Genomic DNA, 20,555 nt, shown 5'->3' with positions numbered 1-20,555 from the left:
GTGTTCACCAGATATTGTGTCGAAGGGGATTGGGCGCTACACCCTAACGTTAAGTCAGACACAAGAGGAGAGCGGCATGAGCCGAGCATTCGTATTCCCCGGTCAGGGCGCGCAGACCATCGGCATGGGCAAGGCGCTGGCCGATGCCTACGCGGGCGCGAAAGCTGTGTTCGAAGAGGTGGACGAGGCGCTCGGGCAAAAGCTCTCGGCGCTGATCTGGGAGGGCGACATTGCGGAGCTGACGCTGACCGCAAACGCGCAGCCCGCGCTGATGGCGACCTCGATGGCCGCGATGCGCGCGCTTGAGGCCGAAGGCTTTGCCGTGACGGATGCGGCCTTTGTGGCGGGGCATTCGCTTGGTGAGTATTCCGCGCTTTGTGCCGCCGGCACGCTAAGCCTGTCCGATACCGCGCGCCTTCTGCGCGTGCGCGGGCAGGCGATGCAATCGGCGGTTCCGGTGGGCGTGGGCGCGATGGCGGCTCTTCTGGGGCTTGGGTTCGAGGACGCGATGGCGGTGGCCGAAGAGGCCGCGCAGGGCGAGGTCTGTCAGGCCGCAAACGATAATGACCCCTCGCAGGTGGTTGTGTCGGGGCACAAGGCCGCGGTTGAACGCGCGGTCGAGATAGCCAAGGGCAGGGGTGCGAAACGCGCGCTGATGCTGCCGGTGTCCGCGCCCTTCCATTGCGCGCTGATGCAGCCCGCCGCTGACAAGATGGCCGAGGCTCTGGCGGGCGTCACGATGAATGTGCCCGCCGTTCCGGTGGTCGCCAACGTGCGCGCCGAAGCGGTTTCCGACCCCGAGGTGATCCGGCAATTGCTGGTCGAGCAGGTCACGGGATCGGTTCGTTGGCGCGAGAGCGTGGCATGGATGGCGGGTCAGGGCGTGACCGAGGTCTGGGAGATCGGTGCTGGCAAGGCGCTGTCCGGCATGATCCGCCGCATCGCCAAAGAGATCGAGTGCGCAGCCATCGGCGCGCCGGAAGATATTGCAAAGCTTAAAGGGTAATCCCTTTACGAAATTCAAAACCAGATCACACGAATCTGGATCAAGGAAGGATCGGAAATGTTTGATCTTACGGGAAAATCGGCGCTGGTAACGGGCGCCTCGGGTGGCATCGGCGGCGAGATCGCAAAGGCGCTCCACGCGGCGGGCGCGAAGGTTGCGCTGTCGGGGACGCGGGTCGAACCGCTGGAGGCTCTGGCCGCAGAACTGGGCGAGGGCGCGTTTGTCTGCCCCGCGAACCTCTCGTATGCGGGGTCGGTCGAGGCGCTGCCGAAAGCTGCCGCCGAGGCGATGGGCAGCCTTGATATTCTGGTGAATAACGCGGGCATCACGCGCGACAACCTGTTCATGCGGATGTCGGATGAGGAATGGCAGTCGGTGATCGACGTCAATCTGACCTCGTCCTTCCGGCTGATGCGCGGCGTGCTGCGCGGCATGATGAAGGCGCGTTGGGGCCGGATCGTGAATATCACCAGCATCGTCGGTGCGACCGGCAATCCGGGACAGGGCAACTATTCGGCGGCGAAGGCGGGCCTTGTGGGCATGTCGAAATCGCTGGCCTACGAGGTTGCGAGCCGCGGCATCACGGTAAACTGTGTCGCGCCCGGCTTTATCCAGACCGCGATGACTGACAAGCTGAACGACGACCAGAAAGGCAAGATCCTGACGCAGATCCCGGCGGGCCGCATGGGCTCGGCGCAAGAGATCGCGGCGGCAGTGCTGTATCTGTCGAGCGCCGAGGCCGGATATGTCACCGGCGCGACACTGCATGTGAATGGCGGGATGGCCATGATCTGAGGCGGTAAGCTTCCCCTGCGTCCACGGGCCGCGAATAAAGGCACGAAAAGCGTGTTGCCAACGGGCAAGACTGTGCTAGAAGCCTCTGGACGGCCGGGGGAGGAACCGCCTGCCGGCTGCCTTGCGTATGCGGGGCGCGCTTTGAACCGCTCGTAACGAGCAAGGACTGAGACAGGGCCGCAAGGTCCGCTGAGATTGAGGAACGAACATGAGCGATATCGCTGATCGTGTGAAAAAGATCGTCGTCGAGCATCTGGGCGTGGAAGAGGACAAGGTCACTGAGACCGCGTCGTTCATCGACGATCTGGGCGCTGACAGCCTCGACACCGTCGAGCTGGTCATGGCTTTCGAAGAAGAATTCGGCATCGAGATTCCGGATGACGCAGCCGAAACCATCCAGACCTTCGGCGACGCGGTGAAATTCATCACCGAAGCTTCCTGATCCCTGCGGGTCATTGAATGTCGGCGGCGTCCTTCGGGGCGCCGCTTTGCTTTTAGCCTCTTGCAAGCGGATTTTTGCCAGATCGGGCCGGGCGGGTCTTGGGGCTGACCAAGTTGTTTTTATGATGATTTTAATTGGCGTATTCGGGGCGTATAATAATCGCACGAGCAATTGCCAGACGCGTATAGGTATCCGGAAACGATGGTGTCGGCCTACAGGGTAACATATCTGATTTCCTCGGCGTTCTTGTTCGGGGCGGCGCTGCTGGCGGTTCTGGCGCTGGTGCGGCTGTGGCTCGGCCTGCCCTCGGAGGCACTGCACCCGATGGAGCAGGCGGTGCAGATCGCGTTGGTGGTTGTCTATGCCGGTCTCGGGCCGCGGGTTTCGGGGCGAAGCCGCGGCATTGTCTCAGTCGTGCTGGCCGCGCTGTTGCTGGTGCAGATCGCGAACTGGGGCGGCGAGGTGCTGGCGCTGGAAGGCGCCTTGGCGGTCGCGACCGGACCTGCGGCGATGCTGGCGCTTCTGGCCATCGCGGCACTGCTTTTCATGCAGGAAAAGGGTGTGCTGGCGCAGATGCTGGTGATGGTGGCGGTGCTTCTGGCGCTGATGGCGGTGATCTCGGAGGTCTTTGAGGTGCCGACGGTGCAAGCCCCCAATTCGATTCTTTCGGCGGGCTCGGGGCTGATGCTTGCGCTCGGTGCATTTTTGCGCAACGCGAACCGGGGCTTTTTGCGCGTGCTGCTGAGCCGTCAGTTGCTGGGCCAGCAGGTGCGCTATCTGCTGCTAAGCGCGATCCTCGGGCCGCTGGTGATCGGGCTGGTGTTCACGCAGATTTTCTCGGAATCGCTGCCTGCGGGCGCGGTCTTCGACATGATCTGGATTCTGATCCTGTTTCAGGCGCTGATGATCGCGGGGGGCGCCTACGTTGCGGCGCAACAGGACCGCACGCGCCGCAGGCTGGAGCGTAAACTGCACGATCTGGCGCTGCATGACGGGCTGACCGGTGTTCTGAACCGTGCGTCCTTTGATGAACGGTTCAAGCGGTTCCAGAAACGCGCCGATCTGATCGGTGAAGCCTTCTCGCTGGTGCTGGTCGATGTCGATTATTTCAAGAAAATCAACGACCGTGCGGGCCATGCCTGCGGCGACGAGGTGCTGCGAGAGCTGGCGCAGATCATGGCGGGGGGCTTACGCTCGGACGATGTTCTGGCGCGGATCGGCGGCGAGGAATTCGCGATCCTGCTGGGCGGGGCCGATGGAGCCGTCGCGTGCGAGGTGGCCGAGAGGCTGCGGCAGGCCATAGCCGCGCATGGCTGGAGCCATCCCGATTTGCGCGACATGCAGATCACGGCCTCGTTCGGGGTGGCCCAGTGGCAGGAGGGCGAGGGCGTGCGCCACCTTCTCGACCGCGCCGATCAGGCGCTTTACGGATCAAAGGATCAGGGGCGCAACCGCGTCACCACAGCCGCTTTGAGCATGTGAACATTCCTGTGAAAAGGCAGGCAATTCGCGGCCTTCGCGCCGATTTCCTGCGTGCAATGCGTTGCGTGCCCTTGGGGTAGCGTGTATCAGGTCAGGGACAGAATTCATCCGAAGAGGTAAGTCATGCGCCGGGTAGTTGTCACGGGTCTGGGGATGGTTTCGCCGCTGGCTTGCGGTGTCGAAGAAACCTGGAAACGTCTGTTGGACGGGCAGTCGGGTGCTGGCCCGATCACGCGGTTTGACGCGTCAAACGTGATTACCAAATATGCCTGCGAAATTCCGGTGGGTGATGGCTCGGACGGCACCTTCAATGCCGACGACTGGATGGAGCCGAAAGAACGGCGCAAGGTCGATGATTTCATCCTTTACGGCGTCGCCGCGGCTACGCAGGCGGTGAAGGATGCGGGCTGGGAGCCGGAGGACGAAGAAGAGCGTCTGCGCACCGGCGTGATGATAGGGTCTGGCATCGGCGGGCTGAGCACCATCGCGGAAACGGCTGTTCTGATCAAGGAACGCGGGCCGAAGCGCGTGTCGCCCTTCTTTATTCCGGCCTCGCTGATCAACCTCATTTCGGGGCAGGTGTCGATCCGGTTTGGCTTTAAGGGGCCGAACCACGCAGTTGTGACGGCTTGCTCGACCGGCGCCCATGCGATTGGCGATGCGGCGCGGTTGATTATGCTGGGCGATGCGGATGTGATGCTTGCGGGTGGCGCGGAAAGCCCGATCTCGGAGATTGGGATCGCGGGCTTCAACGCGTGCAAGGCGCTGTCCACCAAGGCCGAAGACCCGACCAAGGCCTCGCGCCCCTATGATGCGGATCGTGATGGCTTTGTGATGGGCGAGGGTGCGGGCGTTGTCGTGCTGGAGGAATACGAGCACGCCAAGGCGCGCGGCGCGAAGATCTACGCCGAGATTCTGGGGTATGGCCTGTCGGGCGACGCCTACCACATCACGGCGCCTTCCGAGGATGGGGATGGCGGCTATCGTTCGATGAAAGCGGCGATCGAGCGTGCGGGGCTGACGCCTGCGGATGTGGATTACATCAACGCGCATGGCACCTCGACGATGGCGGACACGATCGAGCTTGGCGCGGTTGAACGCCTGATGGGCGATGCGGCGGCGAAAGCCACGATGTCTTCGACGAAATCCTCGATCGGGCACCTTTTGGGGGCGGCGGGCGCTGTTGAGGCGATCTTCTGTATTCTGGCGCTGCGTGACCAGATCGCACCGCCGACGCTGAACCTTGATAATCCGGCGGTGCAGCCGAAGCTGGACCTTGCGCCGAACAAGGCCGTGAAGCGCGAGATCAACGTCGCGCTGTCCAATTCGTTCGGGTTTGGTGGCACCAATGCATCGCTGGTGATGGGGAAGGTCCGCGACTGATGTGGCGTAACATCGTCTCGAATTTCCTGACGATCCTGATTGTCGGGCTGGTCATGATTGCTGGGCTTGTTGCCTGGGCGCAGCGCGAATACGCGCAGCCGGGTCCGCTGGCGAATGCGGCGTGCTACCGTGTGGAGCGTGGGGCAACCATCGGGCGCGTGTCGCGCGATCTGGCGGATATGGGGGCGATTTCCTCGGCCTATATTTTCCGTGCGGGCGCCGATTACGCGAAAAAGGCGGATCAGTTGAAATTCGGCTCTTATCTGCTTGAGCCGTCGGCCTCGATGGAGGGGATTGTCGAGCAGATTACGCGCGGCGGGCCGTCGACCTGTGGCTCCGAGCTGAACATGCGGATCGGGGTGCGCGCGAATGACGCGGTGCTGCGCGAACTGGACCCGGCAACGGGTAGCTTTGTCGAGGTGGCCAAGTGGCGCCCGGCGGAGGAAGAAACGCCCGCTGCCGTGACCAAGGCGCGCGAGAAGGGCGATTTGCGCCTGCGCGTGACCATCGCGGAAGGTGTGACAAGCTGGCAGGTGGTGCAGGGGCTGAACGGGATTGAGGCGCTGACGGGCGAGGTTTCATCTGTGCCTGCGGAGGGGACGCTTGCGCCCGACAGCTATCAGATTTCGAAGGGCGATGACCGGAATGCGCTGATTGCCGAGATGGTGGGGCGTCAGGCGAAGCTGCTTGCGGACGCATGGGCCGGACGCGATGCGGATCTACCCTATCAGACGCCGGAAGAGGCGCTGGTGATGGCCTCGATCATCGAGAAGGAAACCGGCGTTCCGACCGAGCGTAAACAGGTGGCGAGCGTTTTCGTGAACCGCCTGCGTCAGGGGATGAAGCTACAAACCGACCCGACGGTGATTTATGGCGTGACCAAGGGCGAGGGCGTTCTGGACCGCGGGCTGCGCCAATCGGAGCTGAAGCGCGAAACGCCCTACAACACCTATGTGATCGAGGGGCTGCCGCCGACGCCGATCGCGAATCCGGGCGCGGCCTCGATCGAGGCGGCGATGCATCCGGACGCGACTCAGTATCTGTTCTTTGTGGCCGATGGCTCGGGCGGACATGCGTTTGCGACGACGCTGGACGAGCATAATCGCAATGTGGCCGCCTGGCGAAAGATCGAAAAAGAAAGCGCGGCGCAATAGTTAGCGTATTGATATGATTATAAAACCGGGTTTGTAGCCCGGTTTTCTTTTGAGAGCGAAATACAACCTGTGATTTTATCGCTTGACATTGCGAACGCTTTAAAGTAGAGATATGTCATGCTAGGAGAAGTGGGCAAGCGCCGGGGGGAAACTCGACGGCGTTTTTTCATTTCGCTCGTGCGGGTCCACGGCATGAGAGGCGGGTTCAAAACAGATGGATATGACTTTCCCTGAGGAGGAAGGGACGTCTTCGGTCGATATGCTGAAGGCGACGGAAGAGATGTATCGCGAGGTCACAGAGGAGCTGGCGCTGGCGATACGCAATATTCGCGAGGGTGATGTGGCAGAGGCGAAGGCGGCGCGGGCCGCGGTTCGCGATCTGCGCGCGGCGCTCCAACTGGCAATGGAAGAAAGGAATCGCGTTGAGAAACTCCGCAGAGAAGCTGCCGGGGTCGTCCGGGGCTATGCCCTCGACTTCGACGCAGCACGACTTGAGATCGGGCGCCGGCTGGCTCGCCTGCGCGACGCCTGAGGATGTTGACGAGTTTCTGGCGGGGCTGGGGGAGAATGCTCTTCTGGCCCTGCCGTGGGTGTTCGAGTTCTGGGCGCTGCCGCATCAGTTGCCCCCCAAGGGCGGCTGGAAAAGCTGGGTCGTCATGGGCGGGCGCGGTGCGGGCAAGACGCGGGCCGGGGCCGAGTGGGTGCGTGCGCAGGTTGAAGGCGCACGCCTGCTCGACCCCGGCAGGGCGCGGCGCGTGGCGCTGGTGGGGGAGACCTTTGATCAGGTCCGCGAGGTGATGATCTTTGGCGAGAGCGGGATACTGGCGTGCTCGCCCCCAGATCGGCGGCCGGTGTGGGAGGCGGGGCGCAAGCGGCTTGTCTGGCCAAATGGCGCCACCGCGCAGGCGTTTTCGGCGCATGAGCCGGAGGGGCTGCGCGGGCCGCAATTCGATGCGGCCTGGGTGGACGAGCTGGCGAAGTGGAAGCATGCCGAGGAGACTTGGGACATGCTGCAATTCGCGCTTCGGCTGGGCGAGCATCCGCAGCAGGTGATTACCACGACGCCGCGCAATGTGGGGGTGCTGAAGACGATCCTGAAGAACCCCTCGACAGTGATGACCCATGCGCCGACCGAGGCGAACCGGGCCTATCTGGCCGAGAGCTTCCTTGAAGAGGTGCAGGCGCGCTATGGCGGCACGCGGCTGGGGCGGCAGGAGCTTGAGGGTGTGCTTCTGGACGATGTCGAAGGCGCGCTTTGGACGAGCGCGATGCTGGAACAGTCACGGGTTGCGGCGTTGCCAGAAATGGACCGGATCGTGGTGGCGCTGGACCCTGCGGTCACGGCGAACAAGGGCTCGGACGAATGCGGGATCGTGGTGGTTGGCGCGGTCACCAAGGGGCCGGTGCAGGACTGGCGGGCCTATGTTCTGGCGGATTGCTCGGTGCAGGGCAAGCCGACCGACTGGGCGCGCGCCGCGATTGCCGCGATGGAGCGGTTCGGGGCTGAAAAGCTGGTGGCGGAAGTCAATCAGGGCGGCGATCTGATCGAAAGCGTGATCCGCCAGATCGACCCTTTGGTGCCGTTCAAGGCGCTGCGGGCCTCGCGCGGGAAATCGGCGCGGGCGGAGCCTGTGGCGGCGCTGTATGAGCAAGGCCGCGTGCGGCATCACCGCGGCGCGAACCTTGGCCCGCTGGAGGACCAGATGTGCCAGATGGCGGTGCAGGGCTATCAGGGGAGCGGCTCTCCCGACCGGCTGGACGCGCTGGTCTGGGCGCTGCACGAGCTGATGATCGAACCTGCCGCGCATTGGCGGCGCCCGCAGGTGCGCAGGCTGTAAACGGCTGAATATGGAACGCAAACGAGGGTCGGTTTTCCGGCCCTTTTTCTTTGCCCGAAGGCCCGCATGGGGCGCATGGCACGAGGAGACAGGAATGGTGATGAACTTCTTTCGGAAATCCGCGCCCGCACAGGTGCCCGAGGTGAAAGCCTCGCGCACGGGGCGGATTGTGGCGATGGCCTCGGGGGGCGGGCGCGCGGTCTGGGGGCCGCGCGATACCGCCAGCCTGACGCGCGCGGGGTTCAGCGGCAATCCGGTGGGATTTCGCTGCGTCAAGCTGATCGCAGAAGCGGCGGCGGCGCTGCCGCTGGTCTGTCAGGATGCCGAGCGGCGCTATGAGATCCACCCGATGATCGAGTTGATCCGCAGGCCCAATCCGGGGCAGGGGCGGGCCGAGCTGTTCGAGGCGCTGTATGGACAGATTTTGCTGTCGGGCGATGGCTATGTCGAGGCGGTTTCGGCAGAGCCGGGCCTGCCGCGCGAGCTGCATGTGTTGCGTTCGGACCGGATGAGCATCGTGCCCGGCGCGGATGGCTGGCCGATCGCCTATGATTACGCGGTCGGAGGGCGCAAGCACCGCTTTGCGATGGGCGCGGGGGCGGCTCCGGTCTGTCATATCAAGAGCTTTCACCCGCAAGACGACCATTACGGGCTGTCGCCGATGCAGGCGGCGGCGACGGCGCTGGATGTGCATAATTCGGCCAGCGCCTGGTCAAAGGCGCTCTTGGATAACGCGGCGCGGCCCTCGGGGGCGATTATCTATAAGGGCGCGGACGGTCAGGGCACGCTTAGCCCCGACCAATACGACCGCCTGGTCTTTGAGATGGAGACCCACCATCAGGGCGCGCGCAATGCGGGGCGTCCGATGCTGCTGGAAGGGGGGCTGGACTGGAAGCCGATGGGGTTCAGCCCCTCGGATATGGAGTTTCACCAGACCAAGGCCTCGGCCGCGCGGGAAATCGCGGTGGCCTTTGGCGTGCCGCCGATGCTGCTGGGAATACCGGGTGATGCGACCTACGCCAATTACGCCGAGGCGCATCGCGCGTTTTACCGCCTGACGGTTCTGCCACTGGCGACGCGGGTCACGGCGGCGGTTGCGGGGTGGCTCTCGGGGCATTTGGGCGAGGATGTGGGGCTGAAGCCCGACCTCGACCAGATCCCCGCGCTGGCCTCGGAGCGCGATCAGCAATGGAAGCGCATCGGTGAGGCCGAGTTTCTGACACAGACCGAAAAGCGCGCTTTGCTGGGGCTGCCGCCACTGGCGGAGGGCTGAAATGGCGGCGGGCGGGTCGCGGTTTCTGAAAGAGCCGTTCGAGGTTCATGAGCAGCGTTTCGAGGCAACCGAGAAGATCATGGAGCTGCAATTCTCGCAGGTCGAGAAGCGGTTGGAGAGGATCGAGATGATGATGCAGGGGCTTGAGCGGCGCTTGTGGATGACGGTCTACGGCGTGCTGGCGGTGATCCTGACACAGGCGGTTCAGGGCGTTCTGGAATATGCGCCAAAATAGGAAATAAACATGAAAACAAATGATTACGGTCTTGAGTTGAAGTTTTGCGCGCAAGAGGCGCAGCTTCGGGTGACGGGCGGGTGCAAGATCGAGGGCTATGCGAGCCTCTTCGGTCTGCCCGATCAGGGCGGCGATGTTGTCCAGCCCGGAGCCTATCGCAAGAGCCTTGAGGCGCTGCACTCGCGCGGTGGCTCGGTCAAGATGCTGTGGCAGCATGACCCGGCCCAACCGATCGGGATTTGGGATGAGATCCGCGAGGACGCGGTGGGGCTTTATGTCAAGGGCCGGCTGTTGCCCGATGTGGCGCGTGCGCGTGAAGCGGCGGCGCTGATCGAGGCAGGCGCGATTGACGGGCTGTCGATCGGCTATCGCACGGTGACGGCTGCGAAGGATGCGAAAGGCCAGCGGCTTTTGGCGGAACTGGAGCTTTGGGAGGTCTCGCTTGTGACCTTCCCGATGCTTCGCGAGGCGCGGGTCGCGGCCAAGGGGGAAACCCCGGACGCCGGTCTTTGGCGCGAACTGGCGCAGGCGTTTGACGCGGCTGCGGCTGAACTGGCGGGCCGCTGAGGCGCCCCGACCGGACCCATCTGGAAATGGAGAGACCATGACAACCGAGACGAAGGCTCGGGTCGGGGGGGCTTTGCCCGAGACCCCGGACCCCGCCACCGAGGCGAAAGCCGCGCTGAATGGATTTCTGAAAGAGATCAAAGGCTTTCAGGAAGAAGTGAATTTGAAGCTCAAGCAACAGGAAGAGCGAATGACGATGATGCAGACCAAAACCATGATTGCCGGCCGTCCGGCGCTTTCGACCGCAGCGACCGAAGAAGCCCCGCACCAGAAGGCCTTTGCGGCCTATCTGCGCTCGGGCGATGATGATGCGCTGCGTGGCCTGATCCTTGAGGGCAAGGGGCTGAATACGGCGGTGTCTGCCGAGGGTGGCTATCTGGTGGACCCGCAGACCTCGGCGACGATTTCGGGGGTGCTGAAATCGACCGCTTCGATCCGCGCGGTCGCGAATGTCGTGAATGTCGAGGCGACGTCTTATGATGTGCTGGTCGATCATTCCGAGATGGGCTCTGGCTGGGCCACCGAGACAGCCGCGCTGAGCGAAACCGCAACGCCGCAGATCGACCGGATTTCGATCCCGCTACATGAGTTGGCGGCGATGCCCAAGGCATCGCAGCGCTTGCTGGATGACGCGGCGTTCGATGTGGAGACCTGGCTGGCCAAGCGCATCGCCGAGAAATTCGCCCGTGCCGAGGCCGGCGCTTTTGTGAATGGCGATGGCGTGGACAAGCCGACGGGTTTCCTGACCCATACGGCGGTGGCGAATGACCTGTGGAGCTGGGGCAATCTGGGCTATGTCGCGACCGGCACGGATGGCGATTTCTCGGCCAGCAATCCGGCGGATGCGATTGTCGATCTGGTCTATGCGCTCGACGCCGAATACCGCGCGAATGCGAGCTTCGTGATGAACTCGAAAACCGCAGGTGCCGTGCGCAAGATGAAGGATGTCGACGGCCGCTTCTTGTGGAGCGATGGTCTGCAAGCGGGCGAACCCGCGCGCCTGATGGGCTATCCGGTGCTGATTGCCGAGGATATGCCCGACATCGGGTCGGGCGCCAGCGCGATTGCGTTTGGCGATTTTGGCGCGGGCTATACGATTGCGGAACGCCCCGAGATGCGCGTGCTGCGTGATCCCTTCTCGGCCAAGCCGCATGTGATCTTCTACGCCTCGAAACGCGTGGGTGGTGACGTGAGCGATTTCGCTGCGATCAAGCTCTTGAAATTCGCCATCGCCTGATTGGTGAACGGGGTCGGGGGGCGCTTGGCCCCCCGGGTCTGGACGGGGTGACCTGTTCAGGGCGGGCGCGGGCTGGCCGTTATCGCCTAGCTGCTCCCTCCGTCCGAGCGGTGGCGGCAGGGCTTGCGCCCGAACTGCGTAAACGTCGTGCCAATGGTGCGGCAGAATTTCCGGAGAGTTTTCATGATCTTGAAAGAGGTAACGGAGGTGCCCGTCGAGGCGCTTCCTATCGCGGCATTTCGCGAGCATTTGCGGCTGGGGACGGGGTTTTCTGATGTCGGCGCCGAGGATCTGGCGCTGGAGACTTATCTTCGCGCCGCACTGGCGGCGATTGAGGGGCGCACGAGCAAAGCCTTGCTGGCGCGCGATTTTCTGCTGCGGCTGGAGGGGTGGCGGGGTGATATGGCGCAGCCCTTGCCGATGGCGCCGGTGGTGACGGTGTCGGCTCTGCGGATGGTGTCTGTCGATGGTAGCGTGGCGGTGATCCCGCCCGAGCGCTACCGGCTGATCGAGGATATGGCACGCCCGCGTCTGGCGGCGGTCTCGGGGCTGTTGCCGCCGGTGCCGCGCGGTGGCGTGGCGGAGATCGCCTTTACGGCGGGCTTCGGGCCTGCGTGGAGCGATCTGCCGCGCGATCTGGCGCAGGCGGTGATGCTGTTGGCGGCGCAATATTTCGAGACGCGCCACGAGGCGGCGGGGGCACAGGCGGATATGCCCCTTGGCGTGCTGGCACTGATCGAACGCTGGCGCACCGTGCGCATGATCGGGGGGCGCTAGGATGGTGCCGAAACTGACACGCAGGCTGATGCTGGAGACGCCGGTGCAGGTGGCCGATGGTGCGGGCGGATTTCGCAAGACATGGGCAGAGCTTGGGCAGGTCTGGGCCGAGGTGAAGCCCGGAACCGGCGTTGAAAAGGCCGGCGAGTTTGTGACGCTGGCCTCGGTGCCGTTGAAGATCAGGGTGCGCGGCGCGCCCGAAGGCTCGCCCCAGCGGCCCAAACCCGAGCAGCGGTTTCGCGAAGGCGCGCGGATTTACCGCATTCTGGCGGTGACCGAATATGACGCGGCGGGGATGTATCTGACCTGTTTCGCCCGAGAGGAGGTGGTCGCATGAGCTATGCGGTTGCAGCCGCGCTTCAGGCGGCGGTCTATCAGACGCTTCTGGCCGATCCGGCGTTGCAGGCCTTGGTGGGGACGGCGGTTTATGACGCGGTGCCGCCCGGGACGGTGACGGGGACTTATGTGTCCTTGGGGCCGGAAGATGCGGTCGATGCCTCGGACAAGACAGGCGACGGCGCGCGGCATGACTTCGTTGTGTCGGTCGTGACCGATGCGGCGGGGTTTCAGGCGGCAAAAGAGGTGGCGGCGGCGATCTCGGACGCTTTGGTCGATGCGCCGCTGATGCTGGCGCGGGGGTCGTTGGTCGGGCTGTGGTTCGTGTCGGCAAAGGCGCGCCGCGTGCGCACCGGAGAGGCGCGGCGCATTGACCTGACCTTCCGCGCCCGCGTCGAAGGCTAATCCGGTCGCCCGCGCGGGCGGCTGGCAGTTTTACATATTTATCGGAGATAGATGATGGCGGCTCAGAACGGGAAAGACCTGCTTATCAAGCTGGACCTTACGGGGGCAGGGCAATTCGAGACCATCGCGGGGCTGCGGGCCTCGCGGATCAGCTTTAACGCGGAAACGGTGGATGTGACCTCGCTGGAAAGCCAGGGGGGGTGGCGCGAGCTACTGAGCGGGGCAGGCGTCAAATCAGCCTCAATCTCGGGGGCGGGGGTGTTCAAGGACGCCGCCACGGATGAGCGCGCGCGGCAGATTTTCTTTGACGGCGAGCGCCCCGATTTTCAGGTGATTATCCCCGATTTCGGCATCATCGAAGGGCCGTTCATGATTTCGGGGATCGAATACGCGGGCAGCCATAATGGCGAGGCGACCTACGAGGTGACGCTCGCCTCGGCTGGTGCGCTGGCGTTTGCGGCGATCTGAGATGGCGAACCCGATGGCTGGTGAGGTCGAGGTTGTGCTCGACGGGGAGCCTCATGCGGCAAAGCTGACGCTGGGCGCTTTGGCCGAGCTGGAGGCGGATCTTGGGGAAGAGACGCTGATGGCGGTGATCGAGCGTTTTGAGACGGGACGGTTTTCCAGCCGTGATGTGCTGGCGCTTTTGGTGGCGGGGCTTCGGGGCGGGGGCTGGCAGGGGCGTGGTGCAGATTTGCGCACGGTCGAGATTGCCGGTGGCCCCGTCGAGGCGGCGCGACTGGCGGCGGTGCTGCTGGCGCGGGCCTTCACCGTCCCGGGCGCGGGCGAGGCATGAGTGCGGGCGGGCTGGACTGGCCGGGGCTGATGCGGGCGGGGATCGTTGGGCTTGGCCTGAAACCGCCCGAGTTCTGGGCGCTGAGCCCGGCGGAACTTGCGCTGATGCTCGGGCAGGGAAGCGGGCCGCCCGCACTGACGCGCGCACGCCTTGAGGCGCTCTCCGCCGCATGGCCGGATCGTGAAATCAGGAAAGGACAGGAGTGATGGTCGATACCGACGGGATTGACAGCCTTGGGCGCAAGGCTGCCGAGCTGGAGCAGAGCTTCGGCAGTGCGGGCGCGATGGCGGCGGAGTTCAACGCTGAACTCGCGCGGATGCGGGAGAGCATGACCTATACCAACCGCGAGGTGCGCTCGCTTTCAACCAGTTTCGGGGGCGCGCTGCGGAACGCCTTTGATGGGGTGGTGTTCGACGGCATGAAGCTGTCGGATGCGTTGCGCTCGGTTGCGCGCTCGATGGCCGATAGCGCCTATAGTGTGGCGATGCGGCCCTTGCAGCAGGCGGCGGGCGGGGCGCTGGCCAACGGGATGAACGCGCTGTTGGGGGGGATGCTGCCGTTTGCGAGTGGCGGTGCGTTCTCTCAGGGGCGGGTGATGCCCTTTGCGAAGGGGGGCGTTGTGGCCTCTCCGACAAGTTTTCCGATGCGCGGGGGAACGGGGCTGATGGGGGAAGCCGGCCCCGAGGCGATTATGCCGCTGACGCGCGGGCCGGATGGTCGGCTTGGCGTGCAGGCCCAAGGCGGCGGGCGGCCTGTGAGCATCGTGATGAATATTTCAACGCCCGATGTGAGCGGGTTCCAGCGCTCGCACTCGCAGATCGCCGCGCAGATGGGCCGTGCTTTGGCGCGCGGTGATCGCAACCGCTGAGGAGAGACCAGATGGCATTTCATGAAATTCGCTTTCCCGCCAACCTGAGTTTCGGCTCGGTCGGTGGGCCTGAGCGGCGCACCGAGATCGTGACGCTGACCAATGGCTTTGAAGAGCGTAACAGCCCCTGGGCTCATTCGCGGCGGCGCTATGATGCCGGGGTGGGGCTGCGGTCTTTGGATGATGTGGAGCGGCTTCTGTCGTTCTTTGAGGCGCGCCACGGGCAGTTGCACGGGTTCCGCTGGAAGGATTGGGCGGATTACAAGTCCTGCGCGCCATCGGTTGCGGTGGACTACGATGATCAGGTGATCGGGACGGGGGACGGCGTGACCCGAGGGTTCCAGTTGGCGAAAACCTATGTCTCCGGCCAGCAATCCTACACCCGCCCGATCACCAAGCCGGTGCTAGGCTCGGTGAAGGTGGGGGTGCAGGGGGACCATCAGTCCGAGGCGATCGACTGGGATGTCGATCTGGAGACCGGCATCGTGACCTTCCGTGATGCACCCGCTGAAGGGGCGCGGATTACGGCAGGCTTTGAATTCGACGTGCCGGTGCGGTTCGATGCGGACAGCATCCAGGTGTCGGTGGCCTCGTTTCAGGCAGGTGATCTGCCGCAGGTTCCGGTTGTGGAGGTGCGGGTCTGATGGGTTATTCCGAAGAGCTTAAGGCGCATCTGGCAAGCGGATCGACGACGCTGGCGCGGGCATGGTCTGTCAGGCGGCGCGACGGGGTTGTGCTGGGCTTTACCGACCATGATGCGGGGATCACGTTTGACGGTATCCGGTTTGCGCCGGAAACCGGGATGACCGCGAAGGCGCTGTCGCAATCGACGGGGCTTTCGGTGGATAATACCGAAGGTTATGGCGCGCTTCGGTCCGATGCGATCTCCGAGGCCGATATTCTGGCGGGACGCTATGACGGGGCCGAGGTCCGTGTCTGGCTGGTGAACTGGGCTGATCCGGCGCAACGCGCAGAACTGTTTTGCGGAACGATCGGTGAGATGACGCGTGGCGAGGGGGCTTTTACCGCCGAGCTGCGGGGGCTGAGCGAGGCGCTGGGTGTAGAAACCGGACGTGTTTATCACGCGCGCTGTCCGGCGGTTCTGGGGGATCGCGAGTGCGGGTTCAATACGGTGCAGGCCGGGTATCGGGCCAAGGTCGCAGTGGAGAGCGTAGAGGATGCGCGCGTCTTCCGCTTCGCCGATTTTGCGGGCTTCACAGATCGCTGGTTCGAAAAGGGCCGTGCAACTGTTTTGAGCGGAGCAGCCAAGGGGCTGGTGGGCGTGGTCAAGAATGACCGGTTGCTGTCCGATGGCGCGCGGCAGGTCGAGCTTTGGCAGCGCTTCGGGGCGGAGGTGCGCAGCGGTGACATGATCCGGTTTGAGGCAGGGTGCGACCGCCGTGCCGAAACGTGTCGGCTAAAGTTTCACAACTTTCTGAATTTTCGCGGTTTTCCGCATGTTCCGGGTGACGACTGGCTGATGTCCTATCCGGTCTCGGGGCAGTCGAATACCGGCGAAAGCCTGTTCCGATGAGCGCGGGCGAAAAGGCGCTGGCCGAGGCGCGGGAATGGCTTGGGACACCCTATGTGCATCAGGCGAGTGTGAAGGGTGCGGGGACGGATTGCCTTGGGCTTTTGCGCGGTGTGTGGCGCGCGATCTATGGTGCCGAGCCTGAGCCTGTGCCCCCTTACACAGGCGACTGGTCCGAGGCTTCGCGCGAGGAACGGCTTTGGGTGGCGGCGCGGCGCCATCTGGTCGAACTGCCTGCAGCGGGCGGGGATGACTTGGGGCAGGTGATCCTGTTTCGGATGCGCGAAGGCAGTGTCGCCAAGCACCTCGGGATGATCTCTGAAACCGGCGCGGCGGCGCGGTTCATCCATGCCTACACGGGGCACGGGGTGATCGAAAGCCCGCTTTCCATCCCCTGGCGTCGCCGCATTGTGGCACGTTTCCAATTTCCAGAAGGAGCCAAGTGATGGCGACGATTTTGCTTTCTGCGGCGGGTGCCGCGATTGGCGGCGGTTTTGGCGGCACGGTTCTGGGTCTGTCGGGCGCAGTAATCGGGCGCGCGGTGGGGGCGACTTTGGGGCGGGCGATCGACCAGCGCTTGCTTGGGGCGGGCTCGCAGGCGGTGGAAACAGGCAAGATCGACCGGTTGCGCCTGACCTCGGCCTCGGAAGGGCAGACGGTCGGGCGGGTCTGGGGGCGGATGCGCGTGGGCGGCCAGGTGATCTGGGCCACCCGGTTCCTGGAGCATAAAACCACCGAGAAGGTTGGCGGCAAGGGTGCGCCAAGCGCGACCAATACCCAATATAGCTATTCGGTGAGCCTTGCGGTTGCTGTGTGTGAAGGCGAGATCTTGCGTATCGGGCGGGTCTGGGCCGACGGGGCAGAGCTTGACCCCGCGACGGTGACGATGCGCGTCTATCCGGGTTCACAGGACCAGTTGCCCGATTCGAAGATTTCCGCAGTTGAAGGGGCGGATATGGCGCCCGCCTATCGCGGGGTCGCCTATGTCGTGTTCGAGGATTTGCAACTCGCGCCGTTTGGCAATCGTGTGCCACAGTTTTCCTTTGAGGTCTCGCGCGCGGCACAGGGCGAGCTGATCCAGACGGTCCCGGACCTTGTGCGCGGCGTTCGTGGTGTCGCGCTTATTCCGGGAACGGGGGAATATTCTCTGGCCACCACGAAGGTGCGTGAAGGCAGTGCGTCATGGGTGAACGGGGTGCTGTCGGGCGATACCGTTGTCAATCAGCACGCCCCCGGAGACCGTTCCGATTTCGAGGTGACTTTGAGCGCGCTTGACGAGGAACTGCCCGCCTGTGAGGCGGTCTCTCTGGTGGTCAGCTGGTTCGGCAATGACCTGCGCTGCGGGACATGCCAGATTGCGCCGAAAGTGTCGGACGCGCAGACGGATAGCACAAATATGCCGTGGTCGGTCTCGGGTCTGACGCGCGCAACGGCAGGGGTGGTGCCGCGCCTGAATGGTAGCCCGGTTTATGGCGGGACGCCCTCTGACCAGTCTGTGATCGAGGCTATTGTCGCGATGCGGGAAAAGGGTAAGGCGGTGACCTTTTACCCGTTTGTCCTGATGGAACAACTGGCTGGAAACGGGCTGCCTGATCCGTGGAGTGATGCCGATAATCAGCCGGTTTTGCCGTGGCGGGGGCGGATTACCCTGTCGGTCGCACCTGGGCGGGATGGCTCGCCCGACCGGACGGCGATGGCGGATGCCGAGGTCGCGTCGTTTGTCGGGGCCGCGCGGGTCGGTGATTTCACGATCGGGGCGGATACTGTGTCCTACACCGGTCCCGAGGAGTTTTCGCTGCGCCGCTTTGTTTTGCATTACGCTCATTTGTGTAAACTGGCTGGCGGTGTTGATGCCTTTTGCATCGGCTCGGAGTTGCGGGCGCTGACACAAATTCGTGGGGCAGGGGATCGCTTTCCCGTGGTCGAGGCGTTGCGCGAGCTGGCGGCGGATGTGCGTGCTATTCTGGGGCCGGAGTGCAAGATCGGTTATGCCGCCGACTGGTCCGAGTATTTCGGCTATAAATCGCCCGAAGGGTTTCGCTATTTCCATCTCGATCCGCTTTGGGCCGATGAAAATATCGACTTTATCGGGATCGACAACTACATGCCGCTATCGGATTGGCGTGAGGGGGAAACCCACGCCGATGCGGATTGGGGCAGCATCTATAACCTCGATTACCTCCAGTCCAATATCGAGGGCGGCGAGGGGTTCGAGTGGTATTACGAAAACCAGGCGCACAGGGCCGCGCAAATCCGCACGCCGATAACCGATGGCGCCCATGGAGAACCTTGGATCTGGCGCTATAAGGATTTGCGCGGGTTCTGGGAGAACCACCATTTCGAACGCGTGGACGGGGGGCGGGCAAGCGAGCCAACGCGGTGGGTGCCGCGCTCGAAGCCAATCTGGTTTACCGAGTTTGGCTGTGCGGCCATCGACAAGGCGACGAACCAACCCAATAAGTTTCTTGATCCGAAAAGCTCGGAATCAAGCGTACCGCGATTTTCTGACGGGCGCCGCGACGAGCTGATCCAGATGCAATATCTGCGCGCGATGACGGACTACTGGTCGCGGGTCGAGAATAACCCGGTCTCGGATGTCTATGATGGGCTGATGATCGACATGTCCAAGGCGCATGTCTGGGCGTGGGACGCGCGCCCCTATCCGCAGTTTCCGGCCCTTTCCGGGCTGTGGGCGGATGCGGAGAATTATGCGCGCGGACACTGGATCAGCGGTCGCGCGGTTGCGCAACCTTTGGCAAGCGTTGTTGCGGAAATCTGCGAGTGTGCGGGTGCGAAACATATCGACGTTTCAGGGCTTTACGGGTTCGTCCGCGGGTATGTTGATGGCGGGGATGTTTCGGCGCGCGGTGTCTTGCAATCGCTGATGCTGGCCTACGGGTTCGAGGCGGTCGAGCGCGAGGGAAAGCTGGTGTTCAAGATGCGTGACGGGCGCGTTACGGCGTATCTGGGAGAGGATATGCTTGCCTATGGCACTTCGGAGGTTGCACTCCAGACGCAGCGCGCGCCAGAGGCAGAGCTGTCCGGTCGTGTGCGGCTGCATTACACCGAAGCCGACGGCGAGTATGGATCGCGTACGGTTGAGGCGATCTTCCCTGACGAACGTGCGGGTGAGGCCGCAGCCTCAGCGCTTCCGCTGGCGCTGACACGGGCCGAGGCGCAGCGGACGGTCGAGCGCTGGCTGACCGAGGCGCGTGTGGCGCGCGACGGGGCGCAGTTCGCTCTGCCGCCCTCGCTTGGGTATCTGGGGGCGGGGGATGTGGTCGCGCTTGAAACACCCCAGGGTGCACGACGCTACCGGATCGACCGCGCCGAACAGGCCGAGGCGATCAGCGTCGAGGCCGTGCGGGTGGAGCCTGCGGTCTATCAACCCTCGGACGAGGCGGAAGAAGAGGTGCGTGTCGCGGCATATATGCCGCCGGTTCCAGTCACTCCGATCTTTCTGGACTTGCCGTTGATGACGGGGCAAGAGGTGCCGCACGCGCCTCATGTCGCGGCCGTTGCTTCGCCCTGGCCCGGATCGGTGGCGGTCTACTCTGCGCTTGAGGATGACGGATATGCGCTGAATACCACGCTTGAGTCGGCCGCGATTGTCGGAGAGACACTGACGCCGCTAAGGGCCACGCGCACGGGGCTGTGGGATCGCGGCGCACCGTTGCGTATTCGGCTGGTGCGCGGCTCCTATTCCGGAGCGTCCGATGCGAGGGTCTTTGCGGGGGCAAACCTGATGGCGATCGGGGATGGGGTTTCCGATAGCTGGGAGCTGTTCCAGTTCGCTGAGGCCGAGCCGGTCCAACCGGGGGTTTGGGAAGTGCGGCGCAGGCTACGAGGCCAGTTGGGCACGGACGCGCTAATGCCCGAGGTCTGGCCCGAAGGTTCGGTCGTGGTGCTGATGAATGCCGCGGTCGAACAGATCAACCTCTTGCCAAGCGCGCGAAACCTTACGCGCCATTACCGGATCGGATCGGCGCTGCGTGGTTATGATGATGCGTCTTATTCCCATACGGTGCGGGCGTTTTCGGGGGTTGGTTTGCGTCCGCTCTCTCCGGCGCATTTGCGCGTGGTCGCGAACTCCTCGGGGTGGGATTTTTCGTGGCTGCGGCGGACGCGGATTGATGGCGATGCTTGGGAGGCCGAGGACGTGCCTCTGGGCGAAAGCGCCGAGCAATACCGCGTGCGGGTGCGCGATGATATGGGGGCCGTGCGCCGTGAGGTCACGCTGGGTACGCCGCTTTGGCACTATGCGGCGGCGGCGAAAGCGGGGGATGGGATTGCGGGGGCGTTCTCGGTCGAGGTGGCGCAGATTTCCGACCGCTACGGCGAGGGGCTTTCGCGGGTGGTGCAGGTTGCGGGCTGATTTTTCGGGGTTTTCACGGCATGGGCCTTCCCCTATTTCTCGCGGACCCTATGTG

Annotated in this window: 23 protein-coding genes; all 23 read left to right on the top strand. The window is 63.8% G+C overall.

What is annotated here, in order from left to right:
- Positions 1 to 76: 76 nt before the first annotated feature.
- The 23 genes from fabD to RYZ20_RS03585 all read left to right on the top strand — a co-directional run bounded on the left by fabD (position 77) and on the right by RYZ20_RS03585 (position 20,500).
- Positions 77 to 1,006, top strand: coding sequence for an ACP S-malonyltransferase (gene fabD, locus RYZ20_RS03695; RefSeq protein WP_317670516.1), 930 nt, complete (start codon positions 77 to 79; stop codon positions 1,004 to 1,006).
- A gap of 57 nt (positions 1,007 to 1,063) precedes the next feature.
- Positions 1,064 to 1,801: a 3-oxoacyl-[acyl-carrier-protein] reductase gene (gene fabG / locus RYZ20_RS03690; protein WP_317670515.1), complete on the top strand. Its 738-nt coding sequence runs from the start codon at positions 1,064 to 1,066 to the stop codon at positions 1,799 to 1,801.
- Positions 1,802 to 2,009: 208 nt separating this feature from the next.
- Positions 2,010 to 2,243: an acyl carrier protein gene (locus tag RYZ20_RS03685; RefSeq protein ID WP_096434201.1), complete on the top strand. Its 234-nt coding sequence runs from the start codon at positions 2,010 to 2,012 to the stop codon at positions 2,241 to 2,243.
- Between the two features lie 201 nt (positions 2,244 to 2,444).
- A complete protein-coding gene (locus RYZ20_RS03680) occupies positions 2,445 to 3,725 on the top strand; it encodes a GGDEF domain-containing protein (RefSeq protein ID WP_317670514.1) in 1,281 nt (426 codons plus the stop codon).
- A gap of 123 nt (positions 3,726 to 3,848) precedes the next feature.
- Positions 3,849 to 5,108, top strand: coding sequence for a beta-ketoacyl-ACP synthase II (gene fabF / locus RYZ20_RS03675; protein WP_317670513.1), 1,260 nt, complete (start codon positions 3,849 to 3,851; stop codon positions 5,106 to 5,108).
- On the top strand, positions 5,108 to 6,262 hold the full coding sequence (mltG, locus tag RYZ20_RS03670) for an endolytic transglycosylase MltG (RefSeq protein ID WP_317670512.1): 1,155 nt from the start codon (positions 5,108 to 5,110) through the stop codon (positions 6,260 to 6,262). Before fabF ends, mltG begins: the two co-directional genes overlap by 1 nt.
- Positions 6,263 to 6,476: 214 nt before the next feature.
- Positions 6,477 to 6,794: a hypothetical protein gene (locus RYZ20_RS03665; RefSeq protein WP_317670511.1), complete on the top strand. Its 318-nt coding sequence runs from the start codon at positions 6,477 to 6,479 to the stop codon at positions 6,792 to 6,794.
- On the top strand, positions 6,754 to 8,100 hold the full coding sequence (locus tag RYZ20_RS03660; protein WP_317670510.1) for a DNA-packaging protein: 1,347 nt from the start codon (positions 6,754 to 6,756) through the stop codon (positions 8,098 to 8,100). The genes RYZ20_RS03665 and RYZ20_RS03660 overlap by 41 nt, the downstream gene beginning before the upstream one ends.
- 94 nt (positions 8,101 to 8,194) lie before the next feature.
- On the top strand, positions 8,195 to 9,373 hold the full coding sequence (locus RYZ20_RS03655; protein WP_317670509.1) for a phage portal protein: 1,179 nt from the start codon (positions 8,195 to 8,197) through the stop codon (positions 9,371 to 9,373).
- 1 nt (position 9,374) lies between these two features.
- Positions 9,375 to 9,608 (top strand): GTA head formation protein, RCAP_rcc01685 family, encoded by a 234-nt coding sequence (locus tag RYZ20_RS03650; protein WP_317670508.1) that lies wholly within the window; start codon positions 9,375 to 9,377, stop codon positions 9,606 to 9,608.
- A gap of 9 nt (positions 9,609 to 9,617) precedes the next feature.
- A complete protein-coding gene (locus RYZ20_RS03645) occupies positions 9,618 to 10,175 on the top strand; it encodes an HK97 family phage prohead protease (protein ID WP_317670507.1) in 558 nt (185 codons plus the stop codon).
- Between the two features lie 37 nt (positions 10,176 to 10,212).
- Complete coding sequence (locus RYZ20_RS03640; RefSeq protein WP_317670506.1) at positions 10,213 to 11,412, top strand: phage major capsid protein; 1,200 nt, start codon at positions 10,213 to 10,215, stop codon at positions 11,410 to 11,412.
- Between the two features lie 183 nt (positions 11,413 to 11,595).
- Positions 11,596 to 12,189 (top strand): head-tail connector protein, encoded by a 594-nt coding sequence (locus tag RYZ20_RS03635; protein ID WP_317670505.1) that lies wholly within the window; start codon positions 11,596 to 11,598, stop codon positions 12,187 to 12,189.
- Position 12,190: 1 nt separating this feature from the next.
- The gene (locus tag RYZ20_RS03630) at positions 12,191 to 12,526 is read left to right on the top strand and encodes a head-tail adaptor protein (RefSeq protein ID WP_317670504.1); all 336 of its coding nucleotides are present in this window, start codon (positions 12,191 to 12,193) and stop codon (positions 12,524 to 12,526) included.
- Positions 12,523 to 12,930 (top strand): DUF3168 domain-containing protein, encoded by a 408-nt coding sequence (locus tag RYZ20_RS03625; RefSeq protein WP_317670503.1) that lies wholly within the window; start codon positions 12,523 to 12,525, stop codon positions 12,928 to 12,930. The genes RYZ20_RS03630 and RYZ20_RS03625 overlap by 4 nt, the downstream gene beginning before the upstream one ends.
- A 54-nt stretch (positions 12,931 to 12,984) precedes the next feature.
- A complete protein-coding gene (locus RYZ20_RS03620) occupies positions 12,985 to 13,398 on the top strand; it encodes a phage major tail protein, TP901-1 family (protein WP_317670502.1) in 414 nt (137 codons plus the stop codon).
- A 1-nt stretch (position 13,399) separates the two neighbouring features.
- Entirely contained in the window at positions 13,400 to 13,726 is a 327-nt protein-coding gene (locus RYZ20_RS03615) for a gene transfer agent family protein (protein ID WP_317670501.1), read from the top strand.
- The gene (locus tag RYZ20_RS03610) at positions 13,723 to 13,932 is read left to right on the top strand and encodes a rcc01693 family protein (protein WP_317670500.1); all 210 of its coding nucleotides are present in this window, start codon (positions 13,723 to 13,725) and stop codon (positions 13,930 to 13,932) included. Before RYZ20_RS03615 ends, RYZ20_RS03610 begins: the two co-directional genes overlap by 4 nt.
- Positions 13,932 to 14,594 (top strand): phage tail tape measure protein, encoded by a 663-nt coding sequence (locus RYZ20_RS03605; protein ID WP_317670499.1) that lies wholly within the window; start codon positions 13,932 to 13,934, stop codon positions 14,592 to 14,594. The genes RYZ20_RS03610 and RYZ20_RS03605 overlap by 1 nt, the downstream gene beginning before the upstream one ends.
- A gap of 11 nt (positions 14,595 to 14,605) precedes the next feature.
- Positions 14,606 to 15,238, top strand: coding sequence for a phage distal tail protein, Rcc01695 family (locus RYZ20_RS03600; protein WP_317670498.1), 633 nt, complete (start codon positions 14,606 to 14,608; stop codon positions 15,236 to 15,238).
- On the top strand, positions 15,238 to 16,128 hold the full coding sequence (locus RYZ20_RS03595) for a DUF2163 domain-containing protein (protein ID WP_317670497.1): 891 nt from the start codon (positions 15,238 to 15,240) through the stop codon (positions 16,126 to 16,128). Before RYZ20_RS03600 ends, RYZ20_RS03595 begins: the two co-directional genes overlap by 1 nt.
- Complete coding sequence (locus tag RYZ20_RS03590; protein ID WP_317670496.1) at positions 16,125 to 16,571, top strand: C40 family peptidase; 447 nt, start codon at positions 16,125 to 16,127, stop codon at positions 16,569 to 16,571. Before RYZ20_RS03595 ends, RYZ20_RS03590 begins: the two co-directional genes overlap by 4 nt.
- Positions 16,571 to 20,500: a baseplate multidomain protein megatron gene (locus RYZ20_RS03585; RefSeq protein ID WP_317670495.1), complete on the top strand. Its 3,930-nt coding sequence runs from the start codon at positions 16,571 to 16,573 to the stop codon at positions 20,498 to 20,500. The genes RYZ20_RS03590 and RYZ20_RS03585 overlap by 1 nt, the downstream gene beginning before the upstream one ends.
- Positions 20,501 to 20,555: the final 55 nt, after the last annotated feature.

Origin of the sequence: Pseudothioclava alba (assembly GCF_033100795.1) — a bacterium.
Taxonomy (GTDB): domain Bacteria; phylum Pseudomonadota; class Alphaproteobacteria; order Rhodobacterales; family Rhodobacteraceae; genus Pseudothioclava.
Note: the sequence above shows the minus strand (reverse complement) of the source record. Positions and strands in the feature narration are given on the sequence as shown.